22 protein-coding genes are annotated in these 26,907 nt (G+C 47.7%); 12 read left to right on the top strand and 10 right to left on the bottom strand.

Translation table 11 applies throughout. The features are described 5' to 3' along the window. The first annotated feature begins 426 nt into the window (after window positions 1–426). From CLV82_RS11135 to CLV82_RS11110, 6 genes are all read left to right on the top strand, one after another. Window positions 427–2,382 carry a sensor histidine kinase gene (locus CLV82_RS11135; protein WP_133644374.1) on the top strand — a complete coding sequence of 652 codons (1,956 nt, stop codon included), beginning with the start codon at window positions 427–429 and terminating at the stop codon, window positions 2,380–2,382. Between the two features lie 27 nt (window positions 2,383–2,409). Next, a complete protein-coding gene (locus CLV82_RS11130; RefSeq protein ID WP_133644373.1) occupies window positions 2,410–3,090 on the top strand; it encodes a metal-dependent hydrolase in 681 nt (226 codons plus the stop codon). A gap of 172 nt (window positions 3,091–3,262) precedes the next feature. After that, on the top strand, window positions 3,263–4,315 hold the full coding sequence (locus tag CLV82_RS11125) for an o-succinylbenzoate synthase (RefSeq protein WP_133644372.1): 1,053 nt from the start codon (window positions 3,263–3,265) through the stop codon (window positions 4,313–4,315). Further along, window positions 4,306–5,238 carry a CPBP family intramembrane glutamic endopeptidase gene (locus tag CLV82_RS11120; protein ID WP_133644371.1) on the top strand — a complete coding sequence of 311 codons (933 nt, stop codon included), beginning with the start codon at window positions 4,306–4,308 and terminating at the stop codon, window positions 5,236–5,238. Before CLV82_RS11125 ends, CLV82_RS11120 begins: the two co-directional genes overlap by 10 nt. Beyond that, window positions 5,228–6,307: an AMP-binding protein gene (locus CLV82_RS11115; RefSeq protein ID WP_133644370.1), complete on the top strand. Its 1,080-nt coding sequence runs from the start codon at window positions 5,228–5,230 to the stop codon at window positions 6,305–6,307. The genes CLV82_RS11120 and CLV82_RS11115 overlap by 11 nt, the downstream gene beginning before the upstream one ends. Window positions 6,308–6,332: 25 nt before the next feature. After that, the gene (locus tag CLV82_RS11110; protein WP_133644369.1) at window positions 6,333–7,679 is read left to right on the top strand and encodes a M24 family metallopeptidase; all 1,347 of its coding nucleotides are present in this window, start codon (window positions 6,333–6,335) and stop codon (window positions 7,677–7,679) included. Window positions 7,680–7,714: 35 nt separating this feature from the next. Here the strand turns inward: CLV82_RS11110 and CLV82_RS11105 are convergent, their stop codons facing one another. After that, entirely contained in the window at window positions 7,715–9,343 is a 1,629-nt protein-coding gene (locus CLV82_RS11105; RefSeq protein WP_133644368.1) for an acyl-CoA carboxylase subunit beta, read from the bottom strand. Between the two features lie 77 nt (window positions 9,344–9,420). On the opposite strand from CLV82_RS11105, the gene CLV82_RS11100 reads away from it, so the two are divergent. The 3 genes from CLV82_RS11100 (at window position 9,421) to ettA (ending at window position 12,423) form a co-directional block, all read left to right on the top strand. After that, window positions 9,421–10,404: a Gfo/Idh/MocA family protein gene (locus CLV82_RS11100; RefSeq protein ID WP_133644367.1), complete on the top strand. Its 984-nt coding sequence runs from the start codon at window positions 9,421–9,423 to the stop codon at window positions 10,402–10,404. 68 nt (window positions 10,405–10,472) lie between these two features. Next, window positions 10,473–10,655, top strand: a complete 183-nt coding sequence (locus tag CLV82_RS14760) for a CAL67264 family membrane protein (protein WP_166636677.1) — start codon at window positions 10,473–10,475, stop codon at window positions 10,653–10,655. Between the two features lie 76 nt (window positions 10,656–10,731). Beyond that, window positions 10,732–12,423 carry an energy-dependent translational throttle protein EttA gene (gene ettA, locus CLV82_RS11095; RefSeq protein ID WP_133644366.1) on the top strand — a complete coding sequence of 564 codons (1,692 nt, stop codon included), beginning with the start codon at window positions 10,732–10,734 and terminating at the stop codon, window positions 12,421–12,423. A gap of 71 nt (window positions 12,424–12,494) precedes the next feature. On the opposite strand, the gene CLV82_RS11090 is transcribed toward ettA, so the two are convergent. Next, window positions 12,495–13,286, bottom strand: a complete 792-nt coding sequence (locus CLV82_RS11090; RefSeq protein ID WP_133644365.1) for an MBL fold metallo-hydrolase — start codon at window positions 13,284–13,286, stop codon at window positions 12,495–12,497. Window positions 13,287–13,624: 338 nt separating this feature from the next. Here CLV82_RS11090 and CLV82_RS11085 point away from each other — a divergent pair, with 338 nt between their 5' ends. Next, window positions 13,625–14,512: a hypothetical protein gene (locus CLV82_RS11085; RefSeq protein WP_133644364.1), complete on the top strand. Its 888-nt coding sequence runs from the start codon at window positions 13,625–13,627 to the stop codon at window positions 14,510–14,512. A 60-nt stretch (window positions 14,513–14,572) separates the two neighbouring features. Here the strand turns inward: CLV82_RS11085 and fumC are convergent, their stop codons facing one another. After that, window positions 14,573–15,988, bottom strand: a complete 1,416-nt coding sequence (gene fumC / locus CLV82_RS11080) for a class II fumarate hydratase (protein WP_133644363.1) — start codon at window positions 15,986–15,988, stop codon at window positions 14,573–14,575. 154 nt (window positions 15,989–16,142) lie between these two features. On the opposite strand from fumC, the gene CLV82_RS14755 reads away from it, so the two are divergent. Next, window positions 16,143–16,319: a hypothetical protein gene (locus CLV82_RS14755; RefSeq protein ID WP_166636709.1), complete on the top strand. Its 177-nt coding sequence runs from the start codon at window positions 16,143–16,145 to the stop codon at window positions 16,317–16,319. 74 nt (window positions 16,320–16,393) lie between these two features. On the opposite strand, the gene CLV82_RS11075 is transcribed toward CLV82_RS14755, so the two are convergent. The 7 genes from CLV82_RS11075 to CLV82_RS11045 form a co-directional block, all read right to left on the bottom strand. Then, window positions 16,394–18,886 (bottom strand): TonB-dependent receptor domain-containing protein, encoded by a 2,493-nt coding sequence (locus CLV82_RS11075; RefSeq protein WP_133644362.1) that lies wholly within the window; start codon window positions 18,884–18,886, stop codon window positions 16,394–16,396. Window position 18,887: 1 nt separating this feature from the next. Beyond that, complete coding sequence (locus CLV82_RS11070) at window positions 18,888–19,364, bottom strand: hypothetical protein (RefSeq protein WP_133644361.1); 477 nt, start codon at window positions 19,362–19,364, stop codon at window positions 18,888–18,890. A gap of 112 nt (window positions 19,365–19,476) precedes the next feature. Further along, window positions 19,477–19,818, bottom strand: coding sequence for an arsenate reductase (glutaredoxin) (arsC, locus tag CLV82_RS11065; RefSeq protein ID WP_133644360.1), 342 nt, complete (start codon window positions 19,816–19,818; stop codon window positions 19,477–19,479). Between the two features lie 22 nt (window positions 19,819–19,840). After that, a protein-coding gene (gene prfB, locus CLV82_RS11060) for a peptide chain release factor 2 (RefSeq protein ID WP_133644359.1) occupies window positions 19,841–20,942 on the bottom strand; the annotation gives its coding sequence in 2 pieces (ribosomal slippage) (window positions 19,841–20,878 and window positions 20,880–20,942; 1,101 coding nt in all). Window positions 20,943–21,007: 65 nt separating this feature from the next. Next, window positions 21,008–21,856 (bottom strand): transglutaminase-like domain-containing protein, encoded by an 849-nt coding sequence (locus CLV82_RS11055; RefSeq protein WP_133644358.1) that lies wholly within the window; start codon window positions 21,854–21,856, stop codon window positions 21,008–21,010. Window positions 21,857–21,887: 31 nt separating this feature from the next. Then, window positions 21,888–22,835 (bottom strand): alpha-E domain-containing protein, encoded by a 948-nt coding sequence (locus CLV82_RS11050; protein WP_133644357.1) that lies wholly within the window; start codon window positions 22,833–22,835, stop codon window positions 21,888–21,890. Window positions 22,836–22,839: 4 nt separating this feature from the next. Next, window positions 22,840–24,309, bottom strand: coding sequence for a circularly permuted type 2 ATP-grasp protein (locus tag CLV82_RS11045; protein WP_133644356.1), 1,470 nt, complete (start codon window positions 24,307–24,309; stop codon window positions 22,840–22,842). Between the two features lie 192 nt (window positions 24,310–24,501). On the opposite strand from CLV82_RS11045, the gene CLV82_RS11040 reads away from it, so the two are divergent. Then, the gene (locus CLV82_RS11040; protein WP_133644355.1) at window positions 24,502–26,901 is read left to right on the top strand and encodes a zinc-dependent metalloprotease; all 2,400 of its coding nucleotides are present in this window, start codon (window positions 24,502–24,504) and stop codon (window positions 26,899–26,901) included. Window positions 26,902–26,907: the final 6 nt, after the last annotated feature.

Below are 26,907 nucleotides of genomic sequence, written 5' to 3'. Positions count from 1 at the left end.
GTACACCCCGGGAGCTAAACCGGGTCTGTGAAATGTCTGAAATTTCCGTTGAAATACAACATCCTTATAATGGTGATTCATTTGACAACAACATTCCGGGGATTGACAACAATTTCAGATTGTACATCTTATCTATAATTACCTTTGAGATGTTGTTCGCAACGTCCCAAATTTTACCTTAATAACCAAAACCTGCTTAAGGCTGTGCAATCATTGCATAGCCTTTTTTTGCATGTGGCAGGAGATGGTAATTGTGCATACCCCACACCAGGAAGTGCACTCGCCACATACTGTAACCCCGTCAACAACAATCACGGCTAATAATCGTTAGGAGTTAACGGGTATGGAACAAAAAAAAGTTGTTTTTTTGCCTGCTCATCCGGGAAAGGAGTATTCCCGGGAGTATTTAAAGTTGTCAAGTAACCCATGCTAAAGTACGCTGCTTTCATATTTTTTTCCCTGCTTATTGTCCTCCAGGCCACGGCTGCACAGGATTATAGTGGAGATAATAATATGCTGAAACGCTTTAAGGAAACCGAGGATCCGACAGAGAAATTCAATTTCTTTTTTGATTCTCCTAACCGCTATAATGACAATTCGGCCTATGACTGGCTGGATGTGGTTAATTCTTACCTGAACATTACGGAAAAGGTAGGGGACTCCCTCGCATCGCGGCAGTTCCGACTCATGCAGGCCCAGATCTATTACGATATGGGGGATTATGACAAAAGTATTGCGATCGCCAATGTCCTCTATGCCAGTAAGGATACGATGCAGCCGGAGACCAGGGAGGTCTTGCTTGACCTGATGGATGAGACCTATGCACAGTTGCAGTTCTTTGACAAGCAGATCGACATCAGGAAAGAAAAGCGTGAACTCGGGCTAACCGAGAATATCGCTTTTTATGATATTTATTCTAACCTCGGTTTGCACCGCAAAGCCATGAACGATTACATCATGGAGGTCAAGAAAACGATTGCTGAAGACGATTTTTACGGCCTGGCCGCTTACCATAATAATGTGGGGAATTACCTGAGGCTGGATAAATCCCCGTCCACCGCAATTACCAACCTTTCCAAAGCCAAGGGGTTTATAGAGGTATACCTGAACGATCTCAGCCGGGTTAAGACCGAAAAAGAGATTGTCAAAGGAAAAATATTAAGAGGGGTAATAGAAGGGAATATCGGCAAGTGTTACGTGCAGCTCGGTCAGTATAAAGAAGCCATACCTTACCTGGAAAACGGGATTGCAACAATTGATGAAAACCTGATTGGGCAGTATTCCTCTGATGTTGTAGAAAACTCGCTGGCCTTGGCAGAAGCCCATCTGCAACTGGAGAATTACGAAACTGCAAAGCGCTACCTGGATAAGGATTTCCAGTTTAAGAAGGTTGAGAATATCCTGAAAAGGAACAGGCTGCTGGCAGCTTACTACAATAAAACGCAGGATTTCAGGAACGAGAGTTTTTACCTGAGGAAGAATTTCCGCTTACTGGATTCGATTGATTTTAACGAGTCCTCTATAAAAAAACAGCAACTTGTTGCCGTGGTTGCCCAGGAAGACCTGGCTAATTCCAGGCGGATGATCGATGCCCAGAAACTGGAGATGGAGCGGGCGAGAAGTGAAATGCAGGCCAAGGACGAACGGATAAACCTCGTATTTATCAGCCTTATCTTTACCTTGCTGGGCTTTGCCGGCCTGGTCTATGCTTACCTGAAGAGTATCAAGAACCAGCGCCTGATCGCGGAACAGAAGCACATTATTGAAAATTCCCTGGTTGAGAAAGACTCCCTGCTGAAAGAGATCCACCACCGGGTCAAGAATAACCTGCAGATGGTTTCCAGCCTGCTGAGCCTGCAAACCAAGAACACCAGGAGCAAGGCTGCCATCGAGGCCCTGGAAGAGGGCAAGAGCCGGGTAAAGGCAATGGCACTCATCCACCAGAAACTTTACCAGAACGACGATCTGTCGGTTATTGAAATGCAGGGGTATATAGAAAGCCTGGTCAACAGTGTACAATCTGTCTTTAAAAAAGGTGGCCATAATATAAACATCACTATTGATGCCGAAGGGGTTGAGCTGGATATAGACCGTGCAATTCCTTTTGGACTGATCCTTAATGAGCTGGTCTCCAATTCCTTCAAATATGCCTTCCCGGAAAATATGGAGAATGGTAAGATCTATATCCATCTCAGAAAGAACGGGGAGCAGGGATTCTTTGAATATACGGATAACGGGGTGGGGCTTTCTGAAGACTCTGATGAACGTGCAAGTTCTTCGATGGGGATACGCCTGATGAACCGCCTGGTTAACCAGCTGCAATCTACCCTTAACATAGATAACACTACTGAAGGTGTTCGTTTTTGGTTTAACTTTAAATAGTTAAATTAAGCCAGAAAACGACGACTTATGAAGATTACCTTTCTAGGCCACGCCTGCCTTTTGATCCATTTAAAGAATTCTACAATCCTGGTAGACCCTTTTATAACAGGGAACGATAAAGCCAAAGACCAGGTCGATATTTCGGAACTGCAGCCTGATTTTATCCTGCTCACCCACGCACACCAGGATCATATCCTCGATGCGGAAACCATTGCCCGACAAAGTGATGCTACGATCGTCAGCAATTATGAGATTGCCAGCCATTACGAGGCAAAAGGGTTAAAAGCACATCCTATGAACCATGGGGGGAACTGGGAGTTCAGTTTCGGAAAGCTTAAATACGTCAATGCCATTCATACCTCTTCTTTTCCTGATGGGAGTTACGGGGGACAACCCGGGGGATTCGTGTTATGTGCCGATGGAAAACAGGTATACATAGCCGGGGATACGGCCTTGTGTACTGATATGAAACTGATCCCGCTTCAATTCCAGTTAGACCTTGCGATCCTCCCCATAGGCGATAACTTTACCATGGGGATAGATGATGCCGTGATCGCCGCTGATTTTGTGGATTGCGACCGGGTTCTTGGGTATCATTACGACACTTTTGGATATATAGAAATAGACCACGAGCAGGCCCTGCAAGCCTTTACAAAGGCAGGAAAAGAACTGTATCTTATGGATATCGGGGCCTCCCTGGAGTTATAGAGATACTTTTTAACTAAGGCCGTGGATTAGGATGTGGTGTCCATTTGCATCCCCAATCCCTATGGAAGTTGGCAGGTGGCCTGCTTTTCATCCGGAGCTCTGCATTTCTCCCCGGGGATACCTTTATGCCTTTAGTACAGTAGGGAAAATTACTTAAATTTGGCCGTATTGAATGAAAGCCACTTACTATAAATACATTCTCGATTTTAAAACTCCGGGTGGAACTTCCAGGGGTGTACTCAGGCAGAAAGAAACCTGGTTTCTTCTGCTGGAAGAAGATTCGCGGGTGGGTATAGGGGAGTGTGGTTTGTTCAGGGGATTGAGTGCCGATGACCTCCCGGATTATGAAACCCGGCTTGGCTGGCTCTGCGCTAATATTCACAGGTCGCCGGAAGAGATACGATCCGTATTGATCAATTACCCCAGTATACTGTTTGGCTGGGAACAGGCGACAAGATCCCTTGCAGCCGAACATCCTTTCCGCTTATTCCCCTCTGCATTTACTGATGAAGGGTCCCCGATCCCTATTAACGGGCTCATCTGGATGGGTGATCCCGGGTATATGCAGCAGCAGATAGAACAGAAGATAAAGCAGGGTTTTAAATGCCTTAAAATGAAGATCGGGGCCATAGACTTTGATTCAGAACTGGCCTTGCTCCGGGGAATACGTAATGTGTTCCCGGAATCCGAACTTGAGATCAGGGTGGATGCCAACGGGGCTTTCGCGGCGGATGAAGCTTTGGATAAACTGGACAAGCTCGCACCCATTGGGATACACTCCATAGAGCAACCTATTAAGCAGGGGCAGCATGAACAGATGCACCAGCTTTGTGCAAATACCCCTATCCCTATTGCCCTGGATGAAGAGCTCATCGGGGTGGTGAGAGCGGAAGAGAAAGAAGAACTGTTGGCCAGGGTTAAACCGCAGTACATTATACTTAAACCCAGCCTGGTGGGAGGCATACAGGGAAGCGAGGCATGGATCCGCTTTGCGGAGGAACAGGGCATCGGGTGGTGGGTCACCAGTGCACTGGAGAGCAATGTGGGACTAAATGCTATTGCGCAATGGACCTATATACTGGGCAACGATATGCCACAGGGGCTGGGGACAGGCAGCCTCTTTTCAAACAATTTTCAAAGTCCGCTCACGGTTCAGAACGGATGTTTATCTTACAGTCCCAATAAAGAATGGGATCCTTTAATTATTAGTAAAATATGTACATAGAACAAGGTTACCGGGGCGATCTCGGACTCTGGAAATACTGGGTTCTCCCGGTGGGCTTTATCACCTTTATGATCTTTAATTACATTTCCATGCTGTATTCCCCGGTAAGTGTGGATGTAATGATGGCCGATATCATAGATAAGTTCGGATCAAATACCGTGCTGGTTATGTTACTCGCTCCTCTCGCGGTTGGACTCTTTGTAGTACTCGGCTGGACCAAACTGGTGCACCCGCAGTCGGTCACTTCCCTGACCACCTCCAGGAAGAAGATAGACTGGAAAAGGATAATTTTCGCATTCCTGCTCTGGGGAGGGTTGACGGCCCTGCTTACAGGGGTGGATATTCTGATGTCTCCCGAAGATTATGTATTTAACCTGGAATGGGGACCTTTCCTGACCTTGCTGGTGATAGCTGTATTATTGATCCCGCTGCAAACGAGCTTCGAAGAATATATGTTCCGCGGTCATATGATGCAAGGCCTGGGGATCATGGCCGGAAATCGCTGGGTGCCTTTGCTGGTTACTTCCCTGCTTTTTGGCCTGATGCATTTAGGGAACCCTGAAGTAGGTAAACTCGGTTATGGCATCCTGGTATTTTATATCGGCACCGGCCTTTTTCTTGGTGTCATTACCCTGATGGATGAAGGCCTGGAACTGGCCCTTGGTTTTCATGCCGCGAATAACCTGATCACGGCGCTGATGGTGACAGCAGACTGGACAGCGTTCCAGACCCATTCTGTTTTCAAGGACGTTTCTGTACCCGGTCTTGGCTGGGATGTCTTTATCCCTGTCTTTGTCGTATACCCGATCCTGTTGTTTATAATGTCCAGGAAATACGGGTGGAGGAATTGGAAAGAACGTTTGACCGGGCGGGTTATGAGCAAAGAGGAGTTCAAAGAAGTAAGCAGTACAGATGCAAAATAATGAACTTCTTCACCCATTATTCTCATTTATGGGACGTCCTTGCGACGAATCCGTAACTAAGGACCTGGCTTACGAACTCATCAAAGAAGGGACAGAGGAAGAAAAAGCAATTGGAGATTTTTTGCTCGACTGGCTTTCGGGGTCAGACTACGTGGAGCTCACTACCTCGGGCTCTACCGGGAAGCCAAAAAAGATCCGGGTGGCAAAACAGAAGATGGCAGCGTCTGCAAGGGCGACCGGTCAATTTTTTGAACTGCAACCAGGTCAAAAAATCCTGCTGTGCCTGCCTGTCGCCTATATTGCCGGTAAAATGATGCTGGTAAGGGGGATGGTTCTGGGACTGGATGTCTGCTACACCGAACCCACCTCTGAACCTTTGACAGGTTTTGACCGTACCTTCGATTTTGTTGCCATGGTCCCTAAACAGTTACAAAAGTCCCTGCGGGAGCTGCATAAGGCAAAGACAGTGATCGTTGGGGGTGCCCCGGTACCCCAGGAGCTAGCTGCAGCCTTAAACGGAGAAAAGACGCATGTCTATGAAACCTTCGGGATGACAGAGACCCTGACCCATATCGCGGTACGAAAACTGGATACTGGCGGTGATCCCCGGGAAGCGGGACCCTTCAAAGCCCTGCCGGGGGTGGAGCTGGGGAAGGATGACAGGGGTTGCCTGCTGATCAAAGCTCCCTTTCTCCTTACAGATGAGCTGCAGACCAATGACGTGGTAGAACTCCTGGATGATAATTCTTTTTACTGGGTGGGAAGATATGACCATATAGTGAATTCAGGAGGGGTGAAGCTTTTTCCCGAGACGATCGAATCCAAGATCCGGCAAGTGTTAGACCAACCTTTCTTTGTCGCTGGGATGCCTCACCAGGAGCTGGGAGAACAACTTGTGCTGGTGGTCGAGTCCCGTCAGCCAGAACAAGAAATACAGGAACTACTTGATTCCGTAACTGATTTTTCGCGATACGAGAAACCTAGAAAAGTTTTTACCCTGGCCCGTTTTCAGCGTACTCAATCGGGGAAGATCCGCAGGAAGGCCATACTCGATGAGCTTTTAAATTGATAATGAACCAACCAAATACGAGAAAATGAATAAAGTATTACTACTCCTTTTTACCTTTTGTTGCATTCAGATGGCTGCCCAGCAGGTTCTCAGTGAGGCAGAGAGGGCAAGGGTCCGGGATGAGATCCTGGAAGACCGCTTTACCAACCTTCTTCCCGGAATCATGGATGAGACGGGTATAGACATGTGGATCGTAATTGCCCGGGAATACAATGAAGACCCTGTGATCCGAACCATGTTGCCAGCTACCTGGCTTAATGCAAGGCGGCGGACCATGCTGTTATTCTACAGGGATAAACAAAAGGATACCGTGGAAAGACTGGCTGTAGCCCGGTACGATGTGGGGCGTTCTATCAGGTCTGCCTGGGATAAGGAAAAGGAACCGGACCAGTGGAAACGTCTTGTGTCCCTTATCACAGAGCGTAACCCACAAAAAATTGGGCTCAATTTTTCTGACGATCATAATATTGCAGATGGGCTCGTGAAAACAGACTATGAAGCGTTTATGCAATACCTGCCTGAAAAAATGCATTCACGAGTGGTTTCAGCCGAAGAACTTGCAGTTCGCTGGATAGAGACCCGGACCGATAGGGAAATGGTCTTGTTTAGTCAACTGGTCAGTATTACTCATAACATTATTGCCGAGGCATTTTCGGAAGACGTTATCACTCCCGGGGTTACAACCACGACAGAAGTAGAGTGGTGGATGCGGCAGAAGGTGACCGATATGGGGCTGGACACCTGGTTTCACCCGACAGTAGATGTTCAGCGCTCCCAGGAAGAACTGGTGGGGCACCTGTACTCGTTTTCCGGCAGGCCCGATGATATGGTGATCCTCCCCGGGGATCTGCTGCACTGCGATTTTGGGATTACCTACCTCGGTTTAAATACCGATTGCCAGGAACTGGCCTATGTCCTTAAGCCGGGAGAAACCGAGGCGCCTGCCTTCCTGGTCAGTGCCCTGGCTGACGGCAACCGTGTACAGGATGCACTGACTTCCAATATGAAAACCGGTCTCAGCGGTAACCAGATCCTCGCGAATTCTTTAAAAGAAGCCCGGGATGCCGGGCTCCGCCCTGCCATTTATACGCACCCATTAGGAACGTACGGGCATTCGGCAGGAACTACCATCGGGATGTGGGATTCACAGGAGGGGGTGATGAAAGACGACGGGGAAAATTATCCTCTACGCCCCCGGACGGTCTATGCTATTGAGCTGAACACCACGGTCAATATTCCCGAGTGGAAGCGCGATATCCGTATCATGCTGGAAGAGGCGGGCTATTACGGGCCGGAAGGATTTCGTTATGTGAATGGCCGACAAAAAGAATTACTGCTCATTCCCAGGGTTAATCCTTCCCAGGGAAACTGAAAAGGCAGTGAACCCGATTAAGAAGTGCTCCCGGTCTATACCTGGAGCACTCCCATATTAAAGGGTTTTTCGATGGGCGCATGATCTGCAGCCTCTATTCCCATACTGATCCATTTCCTTGTATCCATGGGGTCTATGATCGCATCGGTCCAGAGATGGGCGGCGGCATAATAGGGCGATATCTGCTCGTCATACCTCGCCTTGATCTTATCATACATCGCTTTCTCGTTAGCCTCGGTGATCTTCTCACCTTTTTTCTTCAGGGAAGCTTTTTCTATCTGCAGCAGAACCTTGGCAGCCGAATTCCCGCTCATCACCGCTAATTCTGAACTGGGCCAGGCAAAGATCAGCCTGGGGTCATAAGCCTTTCCGCACATGGCGTAATTACCTGCCCCGTAGCTGTTGCCGATTATCACGGTGAACTTGGGGACTACCGAATTACTGACCGCGTTCACCATCTTGGCCCCGTCCTTGATGATACCACCGTGTTCACTTTTGCTGCCTACCATAAATCCGGTCACATCCTGCAGGAAGACCAACGGAATTTTCTTCTGGTTGCAGTTGGCAATAAAACGGGTAGCTTTATCCGCACTGTCAGAATAGATGACACCTCCAAACTGCATTTCGCCCTTCTTGGTTTTAACCACTTTCCGCTGGTTGGCGACAATCCCCACGGACCAGCCTTCAATTCGGGCATAACCTGTAAGGATAGATTTGCCGTATCCCTCTTTGTACTGTTCAAACTCAGAATCGTCAACCAGGCGTTTAATGACTTCCAGCATGTCATAGGAATCTGTCCTGGATGCCGGGATAATTCCATAGATATCCTGCGGGTCCAGGCTTGGTTTTTTGGCAGCTATCCTGTTAAAACCGGCCCGGGCAGGATGTCCCATCTTCCCGATCAGGTTCTTGATGGTATCCAGCGCGTGTTTATCATCTTTTGCTTTATAATCCGTTACCCCGCTGATCTCGCAATGCGTTGTGGCGCCCCCGAGGGTTTCGTTATCGATGTTTTCACCTATGGCTGCTTTAACCAGGTAACTCCCTGCCAGGAATATACTGCCTGTCTTTTCCACGATAAGGGCTTCGTCGCTCATGATAGGCAGGTAAGCTCCTCCGGCTACGCAACTTCCCATAACCGCGGAGATCTGGGGTATGCCCATACTGCTCATCACCGCATTGTTCCTGAAAATGCGACCAAAATGTTCTTTGTCCGGAAAGATCTCGTCCTGCATTGGCAAATATACTCCTGCGCTATCGACAAGGTATATGATGGGCAGGCGGTTCTCGATGGCGATTTCCTGTGCCCTTAAGTTTTTCTTAGCCGTGATGGGGAACCAGGCGCCGGCTTTTACGGTGGCGTCGTTAGCGACCACGATACATTGCCGCTTCTGGATGTACCCAATTTTAACCACCACACCGGCAGAAGGGCATCCTCCGTGTTCTTCGTACATTCCCTCCCCGGCAAAGGCGCCGATCTCTATACTGCGCTCTTTGGGATCTAAGAGGTAATCTATCCGCTCCCGGGCGGTCATCTTTCCCTGGGAATGATGCTTTTCGATACGGCTTTTCCCGCCTCCCAAGGCAATTTTAGATAGTTTATTTTTCAGCTCGGACACTTTGAGCTTGTTGTGGTCTTCGTTCTTATTGAAGTTCAAATCCATGCGTAATAATCGGTTTGTGAAGTGATGCTAAAGATAAGGAGTTATATTGATTAACTTTGGTCAAAATCAAACTTAGGATGAAACAGAAGATACGGTGGGGGATCATCGGCCTGGGAAAAATTGCCCATAGTTTTGCCAAAGACCTGCAATTGGTAAAAGATGCGGAATTATACGCAGTTGCATCACGGAGCAAAGAAAAGGCGGAAGATTTCGGAAGCGCTTACGCAGTCTCCAGGACCTTTGGAAGTTACGAGGAATTGTTTGCCTGTCAGGAGGTAGATGTGGTATATATCGCTACCCCTCATACAGCCCACTGCAACTGGAGTATCATGGCGATGGAAGCAGGTAAGGCAGTGCTCTGTGAAAAACCCCTTGGAGTGAATACCCGGGAAGTAGAAGCGATGATTGCAGCTTCGGAGAAGAATAATGTATTCCTTATGGAGGCATTATGGAGCAGGTTTAACCCCAGTATTTCCAAGGTAAAGGAAATAGTGGATTCCAGGGAACTGGGTCCGGTGCAGTATCTCCATGCTGATTTTGCTTTTTATGCCCTTGACCGGAGTGAAGAAGGCCGGCTTTTAAATCCTTCCCTCGCAGGGGGATCCCTGCTCGATATCGGGATATACCCCATCTTCCTGGCCTACCTGATGCTGGGAGTCCCCGACAGCATACTGTCTACCACAAAGAGTCATGCTACAGGCGTGGAAGTACAGGCGGCTATGATCCTGGAATACCCGGGATGTATGGCACTGCTGTACAGCGGGCTTACATCAAGATCCGAGATGAAGGCCGAGATATCATCTACCCGGGGAAGTATTTACCTCCACTCGAGATGGCATGAAAGCCAGGGATATACCATCGATCGTTCAGGGGAGCAGGAGTACCACGAATTACCCACCCTGGGCAAAGGGTATTCTCACGAGATAGAGGAAGTTCACCGTTGTATCGGGGCCGGGAAACGGGAATCAGAGCTCTGGTCCCATACAAACAGCCTGGAATTAATGAGTATACTGGACCAGGTACGACAGGAAAATAACCTTTTGTTTCCTTTTGAAGCATAAAGTTATGGCTTCGGACCTGTAAATATGGGATATTTTACGATATTTGAGCCCTTCCAAAACTAACTAATATGGGAATGAACAAGAACACAGTACTGGCCTGGGCTACCTTTATTATGATTATTGTCGGCTTATTAATGATAGGGCTTGGCGCATTTATCTACGATGAAGTAGCAGGCTGGGGATTCGCAGCTATTGGCGTCGGTTTCTTCGCCGTGGCCTGGGTTTTTAACGCCCTCAAAGGACGCGTCTGAAGCAGCAGGATACCTGACTTTCAGCTGTTAGATTATATTAAACTATCACTTTAATTGATACAATTTATTTACTTCTATGTCAGACGATAAAAAAGTAATTTTTTCCATGTCCGGGGTCACCAAGACCTACAAGAATGCCAATACCCCGGTACTGAAGAACATCTACCTGAGTTTCTTCTACGGAGCCAAGATCGGAATCCTCGGGCTTAACGGTTCAGGAAAATCGACCCTGCTCAGGATCATCGCCGGGGAGGATAAGAATTTCCAGGGTGATATGGTATTTTCACCGGGTTACCGGGTGGGATACCTGGCCCAGGAGCCGGAGCTGGACGAGTCTAAAACGGTACTCGAAGTTGTCAAGGAGGGCGTTGCGGAAACGGTCGCCATCCTGGATGAATACAACAAGATAAATGATATGTTTGGCCTGCCGGAGGTCTACGAGGATCCCGATAAGATGCAGAAGCTTATGGATAAGCAGGCTGCCTTACAGGACCAGATAGACGCGGCCAATGCCTGGGAGTTGGATACCAAGCTGGAAATTGCCATGGATGCGCTCCGCACTCCGGAGGCTGATAAGAAAATATCCGTACTCTCCGGGGGTGAAAGACGCCGGGTCGCCCTATGTCGCTTATTGTTACAGGAGCCGGAGATCCTTCTCCTGGATGAGCCTACCAACCACCTGGATGCCGAATCCGTGCATTGGTTAGAGCATCACCTGGCAGGGTATAAGGGAACGGTGATCGCGGTAACGCACGACCGTTATTTCCTCGATAATGTGGCGGGATGGATCCTGGAACTGGACAGGGGTGAAGGTATCCCATGGAAAGGAAACTACAGCAGCTGGCTGGACCAGAAATCAAAACGTCTTGCCCAGGAGAATAAGCAGGCGTCTAAGAGACAGAAAACCCTGGAGCGAGAGCTGGAGTGGGTAAGACAGGGAGCCAAAGGCCGGCAGACCAAGCAAAAAGCCCGTCTGAAGAACTATGACAAGCTTCTGAGCCAGGACCAGAAACAGCTGGATGAGAAACTGGAGATCTACATCCCGAACGGGCCAAGGTTAGGTACCAATGTTATCGAGGCCAAGGGTGTGAGCAAAGCATACGGGGACAAATTACTCTACGAAGATCTTAATTTCACCTTGCCACAGGCAGGGATCGTAGGTATCATCGGTCCTAACGGGGCTGGTAAGACCACAATCTTCCGAATGATCATGGGAGAGGAAACCCCTGATAAAGGCGAATTCAAGGTAGGGGAGACCGCTAAGATCGCCTACGTGGATCAGAGCCATTCCAATATTGATCCTGAAAAGACGATCTGGCAGAACTTCAGTGACGGGCAGGAGCTGGTCATGATGGGGGGAAGGCAGGTCAATTCCAGGGCTTACTTAAGCCGTTTTAATTTTTCCGGTAGTGAACAGAACAAGAAAGTAAGTATGTTATCCGGGGGAGAACGCAACAGGCTGCACCTGGCAATGACACTGAAAGAAGAGGGGAACGTACTCCTTTTGGATGAGCCGACGAACGACCTGGATGTAAATACCCTGAGGGCTTTAGAAGAAGGCCTGGAGAATTTTGCCGGTTGCGCAGCCATCATTTCGCACGACCGTTGGTTCCTGGATCGTATCTGTACCCACATCCTCGCATTTGAAGGGGATTCGCAGGTATATTTCTTTGAAGGATCTTTCTCTGATTACGAGGAGAACAGGAAGAAAAGACTTGGCGCAGATATCATGCCTAAACGGATCAAGTACAAGAAGCTGATTCGCTGATACTGCAGCAGAAATAAAAAGAAAGGACGGTTCTGTAACCGTCCTTTTTTATTTTATCCGGCAACCAATGGTTAATAGGGTTCTGCGGGGTACCAGTCTAATTGTATCACTTCTATCCCGGAATCACCTTTATTCACCAGTTCTTTAAACCTGGAGACATCACTAACATCGGGCCGCCCCCTGTAATGGTAAGGATAAACCTTGGCCGGTTTAAAATCGACCACTGCATCTGCCGCCTTTTCAACCGTCATGGTATAGGGCAGGTTCATGCAGACAAAAGCCTTATCGATGTTTTTTAGGCTTCTCATCTCTGATATATCTTCTGTATCCCCGGAAAAATACACCCGCTCTCCCTGGTAGTTGAGCACATAACCATTGCCCCGTCCTTTCACATGGAAATCTTTAGCCTCCTCGCGAAGGTTATACATGGGAATGGCTTCTACGGTAATTCCATAGTGTTCTTTGCTCTCCCCGTTGGCGAGCACATCTACCTGGGATGTAAATTCTTCCGGCAGTTTCTCAGCAACTGCAGCCGGGGCAATGATCTTCGCCTTGCTGGTGTCCAGCCCTTCCAGGGTGGCCACATCCAGGTGGTCTCCGTGGATATCCGTAATAAGGATCAGGTCTGCCGGTTTATAGACTTTGTAAGCCTCGGCCCCGCCTACCGGGTCTATATATATAGTGTTATCATTCCAGTAGATCACCGCGGAGGCGTGAGACACCGGGTTGATCTCGAAAGAGGATTCAGTCCTGGTTTCTGTAACCTCCGTGGCAACAGCTTTCTCGGTGACCGATCCCTTTTTTTCTTCTTTACAAGCTGTAAAAAGCAGACAGCTGATGGCAAGCGGTAAGATGATTTTCATATCGTTTTAATTTTTTTTTGGATTAGGATATTTTTTTTTGATCTCGTCAGGGCCTTGTCTCACTATTACAACTTGCTGTGAGATCCTGGCGCCGGATACCCCGGACCCCTCGTAAAATATACGCTCCCGGGGGTTGTCACCCGTTCCGGGCACGCGGTATCACCTTTAAAGTTACCATATTAAAGGGATAAGGAATGAAATCCGGATCGAAATTCCGGCCGTCCGAATTGAAAAATTTTATTGAAAAAAATCTAAAAGGATAGTTAACTCGTATATAGACTGATACAAACAAATACTTTTCTTTGAAAAGGTAAATACTAAAGTTAATTTTTTACACTATGACTGAAACTAAAAGTAACAACGGATTAAAGGTGATAGCAGGTCTGCTTGGGGTGGTATTATTAGGTACCATTATCTATACAGTTACCCTGTACCAGGACAAGAAAAAGACTACCGAGATCCTTACACAGGAGAAAGAACTGGTAGTTGATGACCTGACCAGCTTGAAGTCTGAATATGACAAAGCAATCCTTGAGAGCAATGCCACGAATGAAGAGTTGGTAGCTGCCAGGGACAGGATCGCTAAATACATCGATTCTGTACAAACCATGAAGGCTGATATTTCTGCTCTTTCCCGTTACAGGAGACAAGTAAATGTTCTGAAGGAAGAGCGCGAGCAATTACTGCGCCAGGTAGATTCCCTGAAGCAGTCTAACGCTCTTATCGCTATGCAGAGAGACAGTACTTTCGTAGAACTGGAAAAACAAACCGTATTCAACGATTCTCTGGTAGTACAGAATACTCAACTGGCTGATGCTGTTGAGAGAGGTTCTGCACTTAACCTGAACAAGTTCAATGTTGATGCCGTTAAAGAAAGAAACAACGGGAAACTGGTTTCTACTTCCAGGGCTAACAGGACTGATAAGTTTAAAGTATGTTTTACAGTTGCGGATAACGTGATCGCCGAAGCCGGTGACCGTGAGTTCCTGATCGAAGTATTGGATCCTCAGGGGAATGTCCTTGGCGGAGCCCAGACTAAGAGCAACGAGGAAGGCAATACCGTAACTTTCAGCAAGAGCACTAATTTTTACTATGAGAACAAGAACCTGGATGTATGTGATTATATCAACAAACCTTCAGGAGATTTCAAAGAAGGTAATTATATGGTAAACGTTTATGACGATAACCTGAAATTACTGGGAACTTCCAAGTTCACCTTGAAGTAAATCATAGTTGACCAAGCATAAAAAAAGGGATGATCATTCGATCATCCCTTTTTCATTTTATTACTTAGAGGACTTTTCTGCGGGCATACTCCCCACCATGTCTTCCGGGCGAACCCAGGCGTCGTACTCTTCCTCGGTAACATATCCCAGCCTGACTGCTTCTTCACGCAGGGTAGTGCCGTTTTCATGAGCGGTATTGGCAATTTCTGCAGCCTTGTAATACCCGATCTTGGTATTAAGAGCAGTAACCAGCATCAGCGAGTTGTTCAGTAACTGTTTGATCACCTTTTCATTAGGCTTGATGCCACTTGCACAATGCGTATCAAAACTGATGCAGGCATCTCCGAGTAATTGTGCGGATTGCAGCAGGTTGGCTGCCATCATAGGTTTAAAGACATTCAGTTCATAATGTCCCTGTGTGCCCCCGATGGTAATCGCTACATCGTTCCCCATAACTTGCGCACAGACCATGGTAAGTGCTTCGCACTGTGTGGGGTTCACTTTCCCTGGCATGATAGAACTTCCAGGTTCATTAGCCGGGATGGTGATCTCCCCGATCCCTGAACGCGGTCCGGAAGCCATCATCCGGATATCGTTGGCAATCTTGTTTAATGATACCGCCAATTGTTTCAGAGCGCCATGGGTTTCTACGAATGCATCGTGAGCTGCCAGGGCTTCAAATTTATTTTCTGCGGTCCTGAAGGGCAGCCCGGTGAATTCTGCGATGTATTTGGCCACCAGTACATCATATCCTTTTGGAGTGTTCAGTCCCGTTCCTACGGCAGTTCCTCCAAGGGCTAGTTCACTCAGGTGATCCAGTGTATTTTTCAGGGCCTTAATCCCATGGTCCATTTGGGATACATATCCGGAGAATTCCTGTCCGAGGGTGAGGGGAGTGGCATCCATTAGGTGGGTACGGCCAATCTTCACACAGTCTGCAAATTCCTCTGATTTGGCATTTAATGTATTGCGGAGTTTGATGAGCCCGGGCAGGGTGACCTCCATGATTTTCTTATAGGCAGCGATGTGCATCCCTGTAGGGAAAGTGTCATTCGATGACTGGGACTTGTTTACATCGTCATTTGGCTGGATGGCTTTTTCACCTTCCCCGATCTTGCCGCCGGCCAATTCCTGGGCGCGGTTGGCAATAACCTCGTTCACATTCATATTGCTCTGCGTTCCTGAACCGGTTTGCCAGATCACCAGGGGAAACTGGTCATCGTGCTTGCCATTCAGGATCTCGTCACAGACCTTGGCGATCAGGTCACGCTTTTCTTCAGACAAGACGCCCAGCTCGCAGTTGGTGTATGCAGCAGCTTTTTTTAGATAGGCGAAGCCATATACAATGTCTAGAGGCATCGAACCTGCCGGCCCGATCTTAAAATTATTCCGGGAGCGCTCTGTCTGTGCTCCCCAGTATTTGTCGGACGGGACCTTAACCTCGCCCATAGTGTCTTTTTCTATTCGGAAACTCATAATTCAGGCTGTTTTGTGTACACGCAAAGGTAGCGCTTTGGCACCATAAATTCCAGTAGGGGACAGTTCAAAATTGCCGGGTTGTTTTTTTTCGCTTTTTGATTTGCGCTTTTTATAAAAATCAAAGTATCTTTGTTCCGCAAAGAATAATATTATGTTTGAATTCGATCAATACCTGGGATTTTTAGCATTTGCCACCATTTTAACCATCGGTTTCTGGTTAATGATGTTTTTACTGCTTTTCGTGGTCCCTTATTGGTTAGGAGGAAATCTCCTGGAAATCTGGAAAGAAAAACGTGAAGCTAAAAAAGCAAAACGCGCTCAGCAATAGGGTGAAGCTCGTTTTACCATATAAAAAAAGGCCTTTTTCAAGGCCTTTTCTCGTTTTATGAAGTAGCCTCAGGACTACTTTGCTCCTCCTTCAAATTCTTCTCCGTCATCATATCCATTACCCCTGCCTTGCCCGTTGCGTTTCTTTTGCTCGTTAAAGCGGTAGATAAAAGCCAGGGTCACTGATCGTTCCCTCCACTGGAATTCGCTCCTTGAAGTAAAGAAGTCCGTTTCGGTAAACGATCTTCGCTTCCTGGAATTAAGCAGGTCGCTCACATTTAATGAAATAGTTCCGTTATCGTTGAAAACATCCTTACTCATAGCGACGTTCAGGGAGAATATGCCCTCGGATTCGGTCTGGGCATTCTGGGAAGGCCCGCGGTAAAATGCATTGGTCTGCAGGTCTATCTTAGCCGGTAAAGTTACCTTGGAGCTGAAACGCGCAAACCAGCTGGTATTCTCTGTTCCGTAATCTACCCCGTTAAAAACGCCTTCTGATGAAAACCGGAAGAGGTTAAAACTGCTGTTCAGTCGTAACCAGCGCGTAGGGCTGTAAAGAAGTCCCGCTTCGGCGCCAATCCGTTCGTTAGTTGCAAGGTTGATAGGGATAGACCGGACGATCTCAATACCGTCTGTAGTAGTCTGCCCTGTTTGTTCCTGTACCCGTTCAAAAGAATTGGTTTCTTTCTGGTAGTAGACAGAACCAGTCAGGGTCAGTTCCTGCCATCGTTTAAGGTACCCAAGATCAAAGGCATTGGCAAAGGCCGGGTCCAGGTCCGGGTTCCCCTGGAAGATATTGGTCCGGCTGGACCGCGAAGGGAAGGGGTTGATGAACCATCCTCTAGGCCGGTTGATCCGCCGGTTATAGCCCAGGGAGATCTGCTCCATTTCACCTAGTTCATAGATCAGGTTAACAGTAGGGAAGAGGCCCAGGTAGTTCTTATCAAAATTCACATCCACATCTACACCCAGTTCTTCCTGCAAAGCCTCACTGTCAAATTCAGACTCCAGTTTCCCGATGAGTTGGGTGCTTTCCAGTCTTAACCCCAGTAAGAATGATAATTTGCCAAATTTGTTCCCGTACTGGGTGTAGACGGCATGTACATTCTCATCATAGGTGAATTTATTGGTCAGGTTGCGGTTGATCACGAAATTTCCGCTGGACTGGTCCAGGGAATCCAGCTGGTAGTCGGTGATCGTATTCTCCAGGGTTCCGCGGTAACCCGCTTCGAACTGGGCATTCTCCCCGATAGGTAAAACGTAATCTGCCTGTATCAGGTATTCTTTTTCTTCTTCATCGTTGATCACATTTTCCCTGACGATCAGTTCACTATCAGGAAATATGCTGTTTTCCTCTATCCTGGAGGTTTCAATTTCATTCCCCGTGGAATATTGGAAATCCGCGGTCAGTTTATGTCCATCATCATTAAAATCCTTGGTGTAATTCAGGGAAAGCTGGTAGCTCTCATCGTCTTCCAGTTCTTCTTCTACGCGGAAGGTTCGACTGTCCAGAGCGCCGTTATTGAACCTGCTGTTACTGTTATCGGTAGTATCATCTCCTTCCGAGAACCTCATAAAGATGCTACCAGTGATCGAGGAATTGTCGGAAAGGAAATATTCCATTCCCAGGTTGGTATTGAAGTTTTTGCCACTGCGGTCGTAATCACGTACTTCCAGGATACGGTCAAAACTTCCGGAGGTGTAGGTATTGTCAAAAAAGGCATTCCCGGGAGATTCATTATACCGAACTCCGGTCGTGTTGAAAATGTTGAACTTATCGGTACGGAGGTTGGCATTGGCAGTGATCCCACTCTGGATGGGATATCCCGCGTAAACATTCACTGACCCGTTAAAACCAAGTGTTTTTTCCTTGCGCAGGACTATGTTGAGTATCCCGGCGGTTCCTTCGGCATCATAACGGGCTGAAGGGCTGGTGATCACTTCCACTTTTTCTATAGCATCTGCCGGAAGCTGCCGGAGGGCGTCGGTAGACCCAAAACCTGCCAGGGCAGATGGTTTGCCGTTGATCAGGATACGAACGTTGTCATTCCCGCGAAGGCTGATATTTCCTTCCACATCCACGTTGACCGACGGGACGTTGTTCAGGGCGTCCGAAACGGTGGCGCCACTGGTGGTAAGGTCTTTTCCAATATTATAGACCTTTTTATCCAGGCGGACCTCTACGGTGGTTTTTTCGCCCACGACTTCCACCGCTTCCAGTTGTTCCACGTCAATCCCTATCCGGATCGTTCCGAGATCCCGGGACGAATTGAGTTCCTGGTTGTTAAGCCTGTATGTTTTGTAGGAGATATATTCTACGCTGATATTGTAGGTGCCGGGCTTGGTCTCTACGGAGAAATTCCCGTCAATATCTGTGATGCCACCTGTTACCTGCCCCGGGTTGTCAACACTCTGTAGTACCAATGTGGCGTATTCCAGGGGTAAGCCGTTGTCTTTATCGAGGACCTTCCCACTTAAAGTGATCTGGTTGGGTCCCCTGCCGCTCTGGGCAATTCCGAATGTCAAAGAAGTAAATAGGAGTAGGTAGGTAAGTAGCTTTTTGTTCATCTTAATCTTTAGGCTTTTTGCCCTTCTTTTTTTTCTTATTCTTTTGTTTCGCTTTCTTAAACCCATTTTCCTGCAGATCCATCAAGGCGGCGAATTTGTCCGCCGGTAAACCGGCTTCCAATTCCGCTTTCTGATTGATGCGGATCTTTTCCATGCCTTCCCTCATTTTATCAGCTTCTAACCCCAGGATCCGGAGCTCAATACTCTGCTGAACATACTTGGTCAGGATAGAACTCACTACGGCCTCTTCAAAAGCGTTCAGGGGAACAACCTCCATGATCTGGGGCATTTGCTCCGCTACGATCTCTTCTGCTGTAAGAGGTTTCGCTTCTTCCTGCTGTGGCTCAGGACCTCTCGGGAGGCCGCTTCGCTGCCTGCCATAGCGGCTGCCGTTGCCGTAGCCGTACTGGGCTTCGGCCCAGCTGATACTGAGTAATGCAAAAACAAGCGTCAGAAGTGATAGTCTACAGTTCTTCATGATGTTTAATGTATCTAAGATTAAGATGAACAATATAGGTTTAACCGACTTTGGTTAAATGTTTGTTAAATGAAAATATTCTCCCGACCACCTGTTTTTAAGGTGTTGGTGATCAGAGTATTTCGTGGATTTTCTCAGCAGGCCTGCCAATGACAGCCTTACCGTCTTTCCATATTATAGGGCGTTCAATGAGTTTGGGATGGGTCACCATAGCTTTAAGAAGCTCTTTCTCAGACAGTGATTTTCCTTTGTACTCACTTTTCCAGATCGCTTCGTTCTTCCGGATCAATTGGTCGGCACTGATACCAAGTGCTTTGATCAGGTCTGCCAGCTGCTCTTCGTCCAGGGGTTCGTCCAGGTAGCGAACGATCTCAAAAGAATTGCCGCTGTTCTCAAGCAGGGCCAGGCCTTCCCTGGACTTCCTGCACCTGGGGTTATGATAAATTCGTATCATAGGGTATAATATAATTCAACAATCAGATCTCTTCCTCTTTCTGCCCGGCCATCATCAGGTAGGCTTTCAGGAAAGGATCCAGGGCACCATCCATTACCGCATCCACGTTCCCTGTCTCTTCTCCGGTCCGCACATCCTTAACCAGCTTATAGGGATGCATTACGTAATTCCTGATCTGCGAACCCCATTCTATCTTCATCTTTGACGATTCGATCGCCTCCCTGGCTTCCATTTTTTTCCGCAACTCGATCTCGTAGAGCTGGGATTTCAGCATTTTAAGAGCTGTCGCCCGGTTGTCATGCTGGGAACGCGAATCGGAACACGAAATCTGTATTCCCGTTGGTTTATGATACAACTGTACCTTGGTCTCAACTTTGTTTACGTTCTGTCCTCCTGCACCACTGGAACGAGCGGTAGTGATCTCAATATCTGAGGGGTTTACATCGATCTCGATGGTGTCATCTACAAGCGGGTAAACATATACCGAAGCAAAGGAGGTATGTCTTTTGGCATTGCTGTCAAAAGGGGAGATCCGCACCAGGCGGTGTACCCCGTTTTCACCTTTCAGCCAGCCAAAAGCGTAATCCCCTTCGATCTGCAGGGTTACGGTCTTGATCCCGGCAACATCTCCTTCCTGGTAGTTCAGTTCCTTGACCTTGTATTTATGCTTTTCCGCCCACATCATGTACATCCGCATCAGCATAGAAGCCCAATCGCAGCTTTCTGTCCCACCAGCACCTGCAGTGATCTGCAAAACCGCTGTCAGGTCATCTCCTTCATCGGATAACATATTACGGAATTCGAGTTTCTCCAGGGCGTCCAGGGCTTTTTCATACTGTTGCTGAACTTCTGCTTCAGAAACATCGCCCTCCCTCTGGAATTCCAAAAGAACTTCAAGATCGGCAGCCAGGGATTTTGCTTCATCAAAATCTTCGACCCAGCTTTTGATCGATTGCAGTTTTTTCATCTGGGCCTGGGCTTCCTGGGGATTATCCCAGAAATCCGGTTCCAGCGTTTTTTCTTCCTCGTTCTCTATTTCGACAAGCTTGGCATCAATGTCAAAGATACCTCCTTAACGCGCCAAGGCGTTCTATAAGACCTTTATGAAGATCTGTAGTAACCATAATTCAGAATTTTATGGCTCAAAAATAGCGTTCTTTTTTAAGAATAAATAGCAGTTACGTCCCTATTATTGGCAGGCTACTCCCACAGCATGTGAAGTTCGGTTTTCGCCCAGGGTGTACAGGACCCCGGTAAGGGGTGAACATTCGCTGTAATCCCTGCCGTGTGCAACTTTTATGTGATCACTGCCCACCAGCAGGTTGTTGGTAGGGTCAAACCCGATCCACCCGACCCTGGGAATATAAACCTCTGCCCAGGCATGCATCTGGGAATCCCCGAAATATCCGCTTCCCTGGTGTAAATAACCGGAGACATACCGGGCGGGGACCTTATGTTTTCGGACCAAGGCGAGGAAAAGGTGGGTGAAATCCTGGCAGACTCCCTTCCTGTGCCCGAGTACGTCCTGCAGGGTGGTTTCCACGGTGGTAATACCGGGAGTAAATTTTAAGTATTCATATACCCAGCTGTTCAGTGCCTGTATATTGGTAAATATATCCTTCTCATTGTCCCATTGAAAAGTGAGCTCTGCTGATCCGGGAACTGTGGTGTAGGAGGTCGGTCGGAGATAGCTGTCGTGATCCACCCTGAATTCAAGACTATCCAGGGTTAAGTAGTCTTTACCGGGATCTTCAGGTGGAACAAAATCAAAGGGATTCATCTCGTCTTTTACCAACCTGAAGTTTGCGGTGAAAGAGATGTCATTAAATGGTTTAACGGGGGTTACCCTGATTGTCCTGAACCCTTTGCTGTTCTCCGAGTAGGATACGGGAGCATCCAAGGAATTATTGAACTGAACATCGGTAACTCTTTGATTGTCATTATCTTCCGGAATTATCAAAAATTGCCAAATTGCATCTTTAACCAGGTTTTCGTAGTGGTTTTCAGCGGAATAGGTTACGGTATAATCTAAGGCCATATGTGTATGATTGTCTCCGGGGAGATCAATATCAGTAGTTAAAAAATTCTTTTTCGAGTTTGTCCGCAACCATTACCAGGTCTTCCAGTTTTGTTTCTATAAATTCCCGGATATTCCCCTCTATTTCTTCGATATGTTTAAACTTCAGTTCTGCTCTTATTTTCTCGATAAAAAAAGCTGCAGACTCTTTCCCCGGGTTTTTACTTTTCTCAAGGACCTGGATGTGCTTGTTTACCTGGTCCAGGCTGTTCATTACAGATCTCGGGCAATTGCCGTTCAGGATGAGGAATTCCAGTGTACTTAGACTGCTGGGTGCTTTCTTGTAATACCGGCGCATCATATCATATGACTCTGCACATTTTAAAAGGGTAACCCATTCAAAACTTTTACTGACATCGGGATCATACCCATTCCGGGCCAATAAAGCATCGTTGTATTTGGCATTGATGATCCTGATGATCTGTGTAGCGCGCTCCAGGTTCATGCCCATCATGATAATGGCGTAGACCTCGTCGTGCAGCAGGGTGGCCCGGATCTTTCCCCTGAGTATGGTGGTCATTTCCGTAATATTCATGCAGAAATCATACAAGCCTCGCTTGACGTACAGCTCTTTGTCGTAATTCAGGACAAAATGATAGAACTTATTGATGGCCTCGTACAATTCCGTGGAGATCAGGTCCCTGGCACTGTTGGCGTTCTCACGTGAAAATTTTACATTGTTGATGATGGAGTATCCTTTTTCCGGGTTCAGGCCCAGGTCGTGAAGAACTTCCGCTTCGTCCAGTTGAATTTCCAGGTCGGTTACCGGGTCACCAACCATAAATTTCATCGACCGCAGCACAAACTGCCTGTCTTGTGATAACTCGTTAGGGGCATCCAGGGAAGAAAAATAATTAACATGCATATACCGGGCCACATGTTCTGACCTCTCAATATAGCGCCCCATCCAATACAGGTTATTTGCTACTCTTGCCAGCATACGTTTATTGCTTATCTTTTAATACCCAGGTGTCTTTAGAGCCACCTCCTTGTGAAGAATTTACGACCAGGTTGCCTTTTTGCAGGGCTACGCGACTTAATCCGCCCTTCAGCACAAATTCTTCATTGTGCCCGAGCAGGGTAAAGGTCCTCAGATCTACATGTCTCTGTTCAAAAGACTGGCTCTCATCTATATAGGTCGGATGGACCGATAGTGACATGATCGGTTGTGCAATATACTTCCTGGGTTCTTTTTTGATCTGTTCCCGTACCTCGGCTATCTCCTGCTTGCTAAGTTTATTCCCGATAGAGATACCATAGCCTCCGGACTCATCCACAGGTTTCACTACCAGTTCAGAGATATGTTCCAGCACGTACTTTAATTCCTCAGGCCTGCTGCAGTGATAGGTATGAACGTTATTGAGTATGGGCTCTTCATCCAGGTAATATTTGATGATCTCAGGCATATAAGTATAGACCGCTTTATCATCCGCAACACCTGTTCCGGGCGCATTGGCCAGGCAGACGTTGCCTTTCCGGTATGCAGAGAACAGTCCCGGAACCCCCAGGCTGGAATCGGCACGAAACTCCAGCGGATCTATGAACAGGTCGTCCACCCTCCTGTAAATAACGTCAACTTTTTTAGGGCCATTGATCGTCTTCATGTATACGAAATCATTCTCCACGTACAGGTCCCTGCCTTCCACGAGTTCTACGCCCATGGCCTTAGCGAGGTAAGAATGTTCGTAGTAGGCCGAATTGTACATGCCCGGGGTAATGACCACGCAGGTCGGGATATCCACCCCTCTGGGTTTTACACTTTGCAAGATCTCCAGGAGATTTTCAGCATAATTGGTTACTGTATGGGCACGGTAATGGTTAAAGACACCGAAGAGCGCTCTTTTGAGTGCCGTCCGGTTACAGACCACGTAGCTGACCCCCGAAGGACAGCGGATGTTGTCTTCGAGCACATAATATTCCCCGTCCGAATGCTTGATGATATCCGTACCGGAGACATGGTTGTAAACTCCGCCGGGAGGATCCACCCCGATCATCGCCTGCAGGTAATTTGCCGATGACCCGATAAGGTCAACAGGGACAATGCCTTGTTTAAGTATCTTCTTATCGTGATAAATATCCCACAGAAACAGGTTAAGCGCCTTACTGCGCTGCAGTGCGCCTTTTTCTATGTGATCCCATTCTTCCGCCCCGATGATCCTTGGGAAAAGATCGAATGGGAAGATTTTTTCTTTGGTTTCCTTCTCTCCGTAAACCTGGAAGGTGATCCCCTGGTTAAAGAAAGATGATTTCGCCTTGTTGTTCAGGAGTATATAGTCCTCGATAGAATGCCCGCAGTAGAGTTCAAAAAGGGTTTCGTACATCTTCTTGATCTCGCCCTTGGCATTAAATACTTCATCGTAATGGGCCTGGTCGTGTTCGTAACACGAGAAGATTGGGTTGGTAGCCGTAATCATACTGTTGGTTTTTCTTCTCTTAAGATAGGGTAATTTTCAGCAACTACCAGACTGTATTCCCATGGAAAAGAGATTATTGTGGGATTGTCTCAACAGGAGGGTATATTTTTGGAAATTGCCGACTTGCACCTGCATGTTTTAGTAAATCCATATTTCGATGATTTTATATACTTTTAGACGCAAAACCACCTTATGACTCGTTTTTTTATAACCGCCATCCTGCTATTTAGCATCAGCTGGGTAAATTCACAGCAATTCGAAAAAAGTAAAAACCTTGATAAATCAGAAGGGCTTTTTACGTATTACTACGACGCTGCTTCAGATAAGATATACCTGGAAGTTTCTGCTTTAGAAGAAGAATTCCTGTACGTGTATTCCCTCAGCAGCGGGATAGGCAGTAATGATATCGGGCTGGACCGCGGTCAGCTCGGTAACGAACAGGTGGTGTATTTCCGGAAAGCAGGGAACAAACTGCTCTTGGTGCAGCCGAATATGAAGTTCCGGGCTATATCGGATAATGAACTTGAAAAGAGGTCGGTAACCGAAGCCTTCGCAAAATCTGTCCTGTACGGCTTTAAAATAGAAGAGGAGAAAGAAGGCCGCTACCTGATAGATATCACCGATTTCCTGATGCAGGATATGCATGGGGTTGGCCAGCGGTTAAAGAGCAATGGGCAGGGTTCTTACAGTGTGGATAGTAGCAAAAGTGCTATTTCCCTGGAAAGGACTAAAGCTTTTCCGGAAAACGTTGAATTTGATGTGACCCTCACTTTTAAAGGAAACCCGGAGGGTGGTTATATCCGGTCGGTGACCCCGGATGCACGGCTGGTGACGGTGAACCAGCACCATTCTTTTATCGCATTACCGGATGCTGATTATGAGAAAAGGGAGTACGATCCGCGTTCGGGATCTTATCCATTTTCCTTCTATGATTATGCCACCCCGGTTAATCAACCCATTCTTAAAAGGTTTGTAACACGGCACAGGCTGCAGAAGAAAGATCCTTCTGCTGCGGTCAGCGAGGCTGTAGAACCCATAATTTACTACCTGGACAACGGTACCCCTGAACCTGTACGGTCAGCTTTACTGGAAGGAGGAAAATGGTGGAACCAGGCTTTCGAGGCCATTGGCTATAAGAATGCCTTCCAGGTAAAAGTACTTCCCGACGATGCTGATCCGCTGGATGCCCGTTACAACGTGATCCAATGGGTACACAGATCGACCCGGGGATGGAGTTATGGCAGCAGTATCACCGACCCCAGGACAGGAGAGATCATCAAAGGGCATGTAAGCCTTGGAAGTCTCAGGATCCGGCAGGATTACCTGATCGCCCAGGCATTGAGTAATAAACCCTTTGCAGAACGGGACGATAATGACCAGGCCATGCTGGACCTTGCACTGGCAAGGATAAGACAGTTATCTGCACATGAGATCGGGCATACCCTTGGTTTTGCTCATAATTTTGCCGCAAGTACCAACGACAGGGCATCGGTGATGGATTATCCCCATCCCACGATTTATCTAGAGGACGGGAAGGTACAGTTCAAAGATGCCTATGATACCGGGATCGGGGAGTGGGATAAAGTTACGGTGGCATATTCGTATTCTGATTTTCCCGAAGGCACTGATGAATCAGCTGCCCTGGATAACATACTTGACGAAGCTTCCCGGCAGGGACTTCGCTATATCTCTGACCAGGATGCCCGCCCCATGGGGGGAGCCCATGGTCTTGCCCATCTCTGGGACAACGGCGGGAAAACCTACGAAGAGCTGGAGAATGTTTTGGCAGTAAGGCAGAAGGCGATCTCTAATTTTTCAGTAGATAATATCCGTACCGGGGAGCCGTACTCATTGCTCGAAGATGTCTTTGCGCCATTGTATTTTTACCACCGCTACCAGACTGAAGCCACGAGCAAGGTAGTAGGCGGACTGGATTATAACTATGCCGTAAAAGGGGACGGACAGCTGACAGTGGCCCAGATGCCCAGGAGAGAGCAGGAACAGGCCCTGAACGGTGTTTTAAGGACACTGTACGCCCGGGTAATTGCGATTCCCGAGGATAAACTGCCCTTGTTCCCACCGCGGGCTATAGGTTACCCCAGGACGCGTGAATCAATTGAAGGCCGGACCGGGGTTACCTTTGATGCTCTTTCAGCTGCCGAAACAGCCGCTGATATGACCCTTGAGCTGCTGCTTCACCCGGAGCGTGCTTCCAGGCTGGTACACCAGAAGGCAGTCAATCCGGGCCAATTAGGTCTTAAGGAAGTGCTAGACCGCCTGGTTGAATCGACCTTTGAAAATTCTCAGAAGAACGCGTATTTGAAGGAGGTGCAGCAGGTGATCAATTTCAGGGTATTGTTCCACCTGATGGCGCTGGCAGCCAACCAGGAAGTTCACCCTCAGGTTAATGCGCTGGTACACCAGGAACTAAAAGTTCTCCGCAAAACTTTACAGGCCAGTTCCAATGACGCTATGGCCGCGGAAATGGTTCGGAGGATAGACCGGTTTTACGGCCACCCGGAATTGTTCAAAGTTCCGGATGCCCCGAAAATTCCCGATGGATCACCCATAGGGATGGATTGTATGAACTAAGAAATG

The sequence above is a fragment of the Zeaxanthinibacter enoshimensis genome, from assembly GCF_004362865.1.
Lineage (GTDB): Bacteria > Bacteroidota > Bacteroidia > Flavobacteriales > Flavobacteriaceae > Zeaxanthinibacter > Zeaxanthinibacter enoshimensis.
Note: the sequence above shows the minus strand (reverse complement) of the source record. Positions and strands in the feature narration are given on the sequence as shown.

Bases quoted from the DNA above. Each gene is read 5' to 3' on its own strand.
- CLV82_RS11135 (WP_133644374.1), top strand. From the start codon at position 427: ATGCTAAAGTACGCTGCTTTCATATTTTTTTCCCTGCTTATTGTCCTC.
- CLV82_RS11130 (WP_133644373.1), top strand. From the start codon at position 2,410: ATGAAGATTACCTTTCTAGGCCACGCCTGCCTTTTGATCCATTTAAAG.
- CLV82_RS11125 (WP_133644372.1), top strand. From the start codon at position 3,263: ATGAAAGCCACTTACTATAAATACATTCTCGATTTTAAAACTCCGGGT.
- CLV82_RS11120 (WP_133644371.1), top strand. From the start codon at position 4,306: ATGTACATAGAACAAGGTTACCGGGGCGATCTCGGACTCTGGAAATAC.
- CLV82_RS11115 (WP_133644370.1), top strand. From the start codon at position 5,228: ATGCAAAATAATGAACTTCTTCACCCATTATTCTCATTTATGGGACGT.
- CLV82_RS11110 (WP_133644369.1), top strand. From the start codon at position 6,333: ATGAATAAAGTATTACTACTCCTTTTTACCTTTTGTTGCATTCAGATG.
- CLV82_RS11105 (WP_133644368.1), bottom strand. From the start codon at position 9,343: ATGGATTTGAACTTCAATAAGAACGAAGACCACAACAAGCTCAAAGTG.
- CLV82_RS11100 (WP_133644367.1), top strand. From the start codon at position 9,421: ATGAAACAGAAGATACGGTGGGGGATCATCGGCCTGGGAAAAATTGCC.
- CLV82_RS14760 (WP_166636677.1), top strand. From the start codon at position 10,473: ATGGGAATGAACAAGAACACAGTACTGGCCTGGGCTACCTTTATTATG.
- ettA (WP_133644366.1), top strand. From the start codon at position 10,732: ATGTCAGACGATAAAAAAGTAATTTTTTCCATGTCCGGGGTCACCAAG.
- CLV82_RS11090 (WP_133644365.1), bottom strand. From the start codon at position 13,286: ATGAAAATCATCTTACCGCTTGCCATCAGCTGTCTGCTTTTTACAGCT.
- CLV82_RS11085 (WP_133644364.1), top strand. From the start codon at position 13,625: ATGACTGAAACTAAAAGTAACAACGGATTAAAGGTGATAGCAGGTCTG.
- fumC (WP_133644363.1), bottom strand. From the start codon at position 15,988: ATGAGTTTCCGAATAGAAAAAGACACTATGGGCGAGGTTAAGGTCCCG.
- CLV82_RS14755 (WP_166636709.1), top strand. From the start codon at position 16,143: ATGTTTGAATTCGATCAATACCTGGGATTTTTAGCATTTGCCACCATT.
- CLV82_RS11075 (WP_133644362.1), bottom strand. From the start codon at position 18,886: ATGAACAAAAAGCTACTTACCTACCTACTCCTATTTACTTCTTTGACA.
- CLV82_RS11070 (WP_133644361.1), bottom strand. From the start codon at position 19,364: ATGAAGAACTGTAGACTATCACTTCTGACGCTTGTTTTTGCATTACTC.
- arsC (WP_133644360.1), bottom strand. From the start codon at position 19,818: ATGATACGAATTTATCATAACCCCAGGTGCAGGAAGTCCAGGGAAGGC.
- CLV82_RS11055 (WP_133644358.1), bottom strand. From the start codon at position 21,856: ATGGCCTTAGATTATACCGTAACCTATTCCGCTGAAAACCACTACGAA.
- CLV82_RS11050 (WP_133644357.1), bottom strand. From the start codon at position 22,835: ATGCTGGCAAGAGTAGCAAATAACCTGTATTGGATGGGGCGCTATATT.
- CLV82_RS11045 (WP_133644356.1), bottom strand. From the start codon at position 24,309: ATGATTACGGCTACCAACCCAATCTTCTCGTGTTACGAACACGACCAG.
- CLV82_RS11040 (WP_133644355.1), top strand. From the start codon at position 24,502: ATGACTCGTTTTTTTATAACCGCCATCCTGCTATTTAGCATCAGCTGG.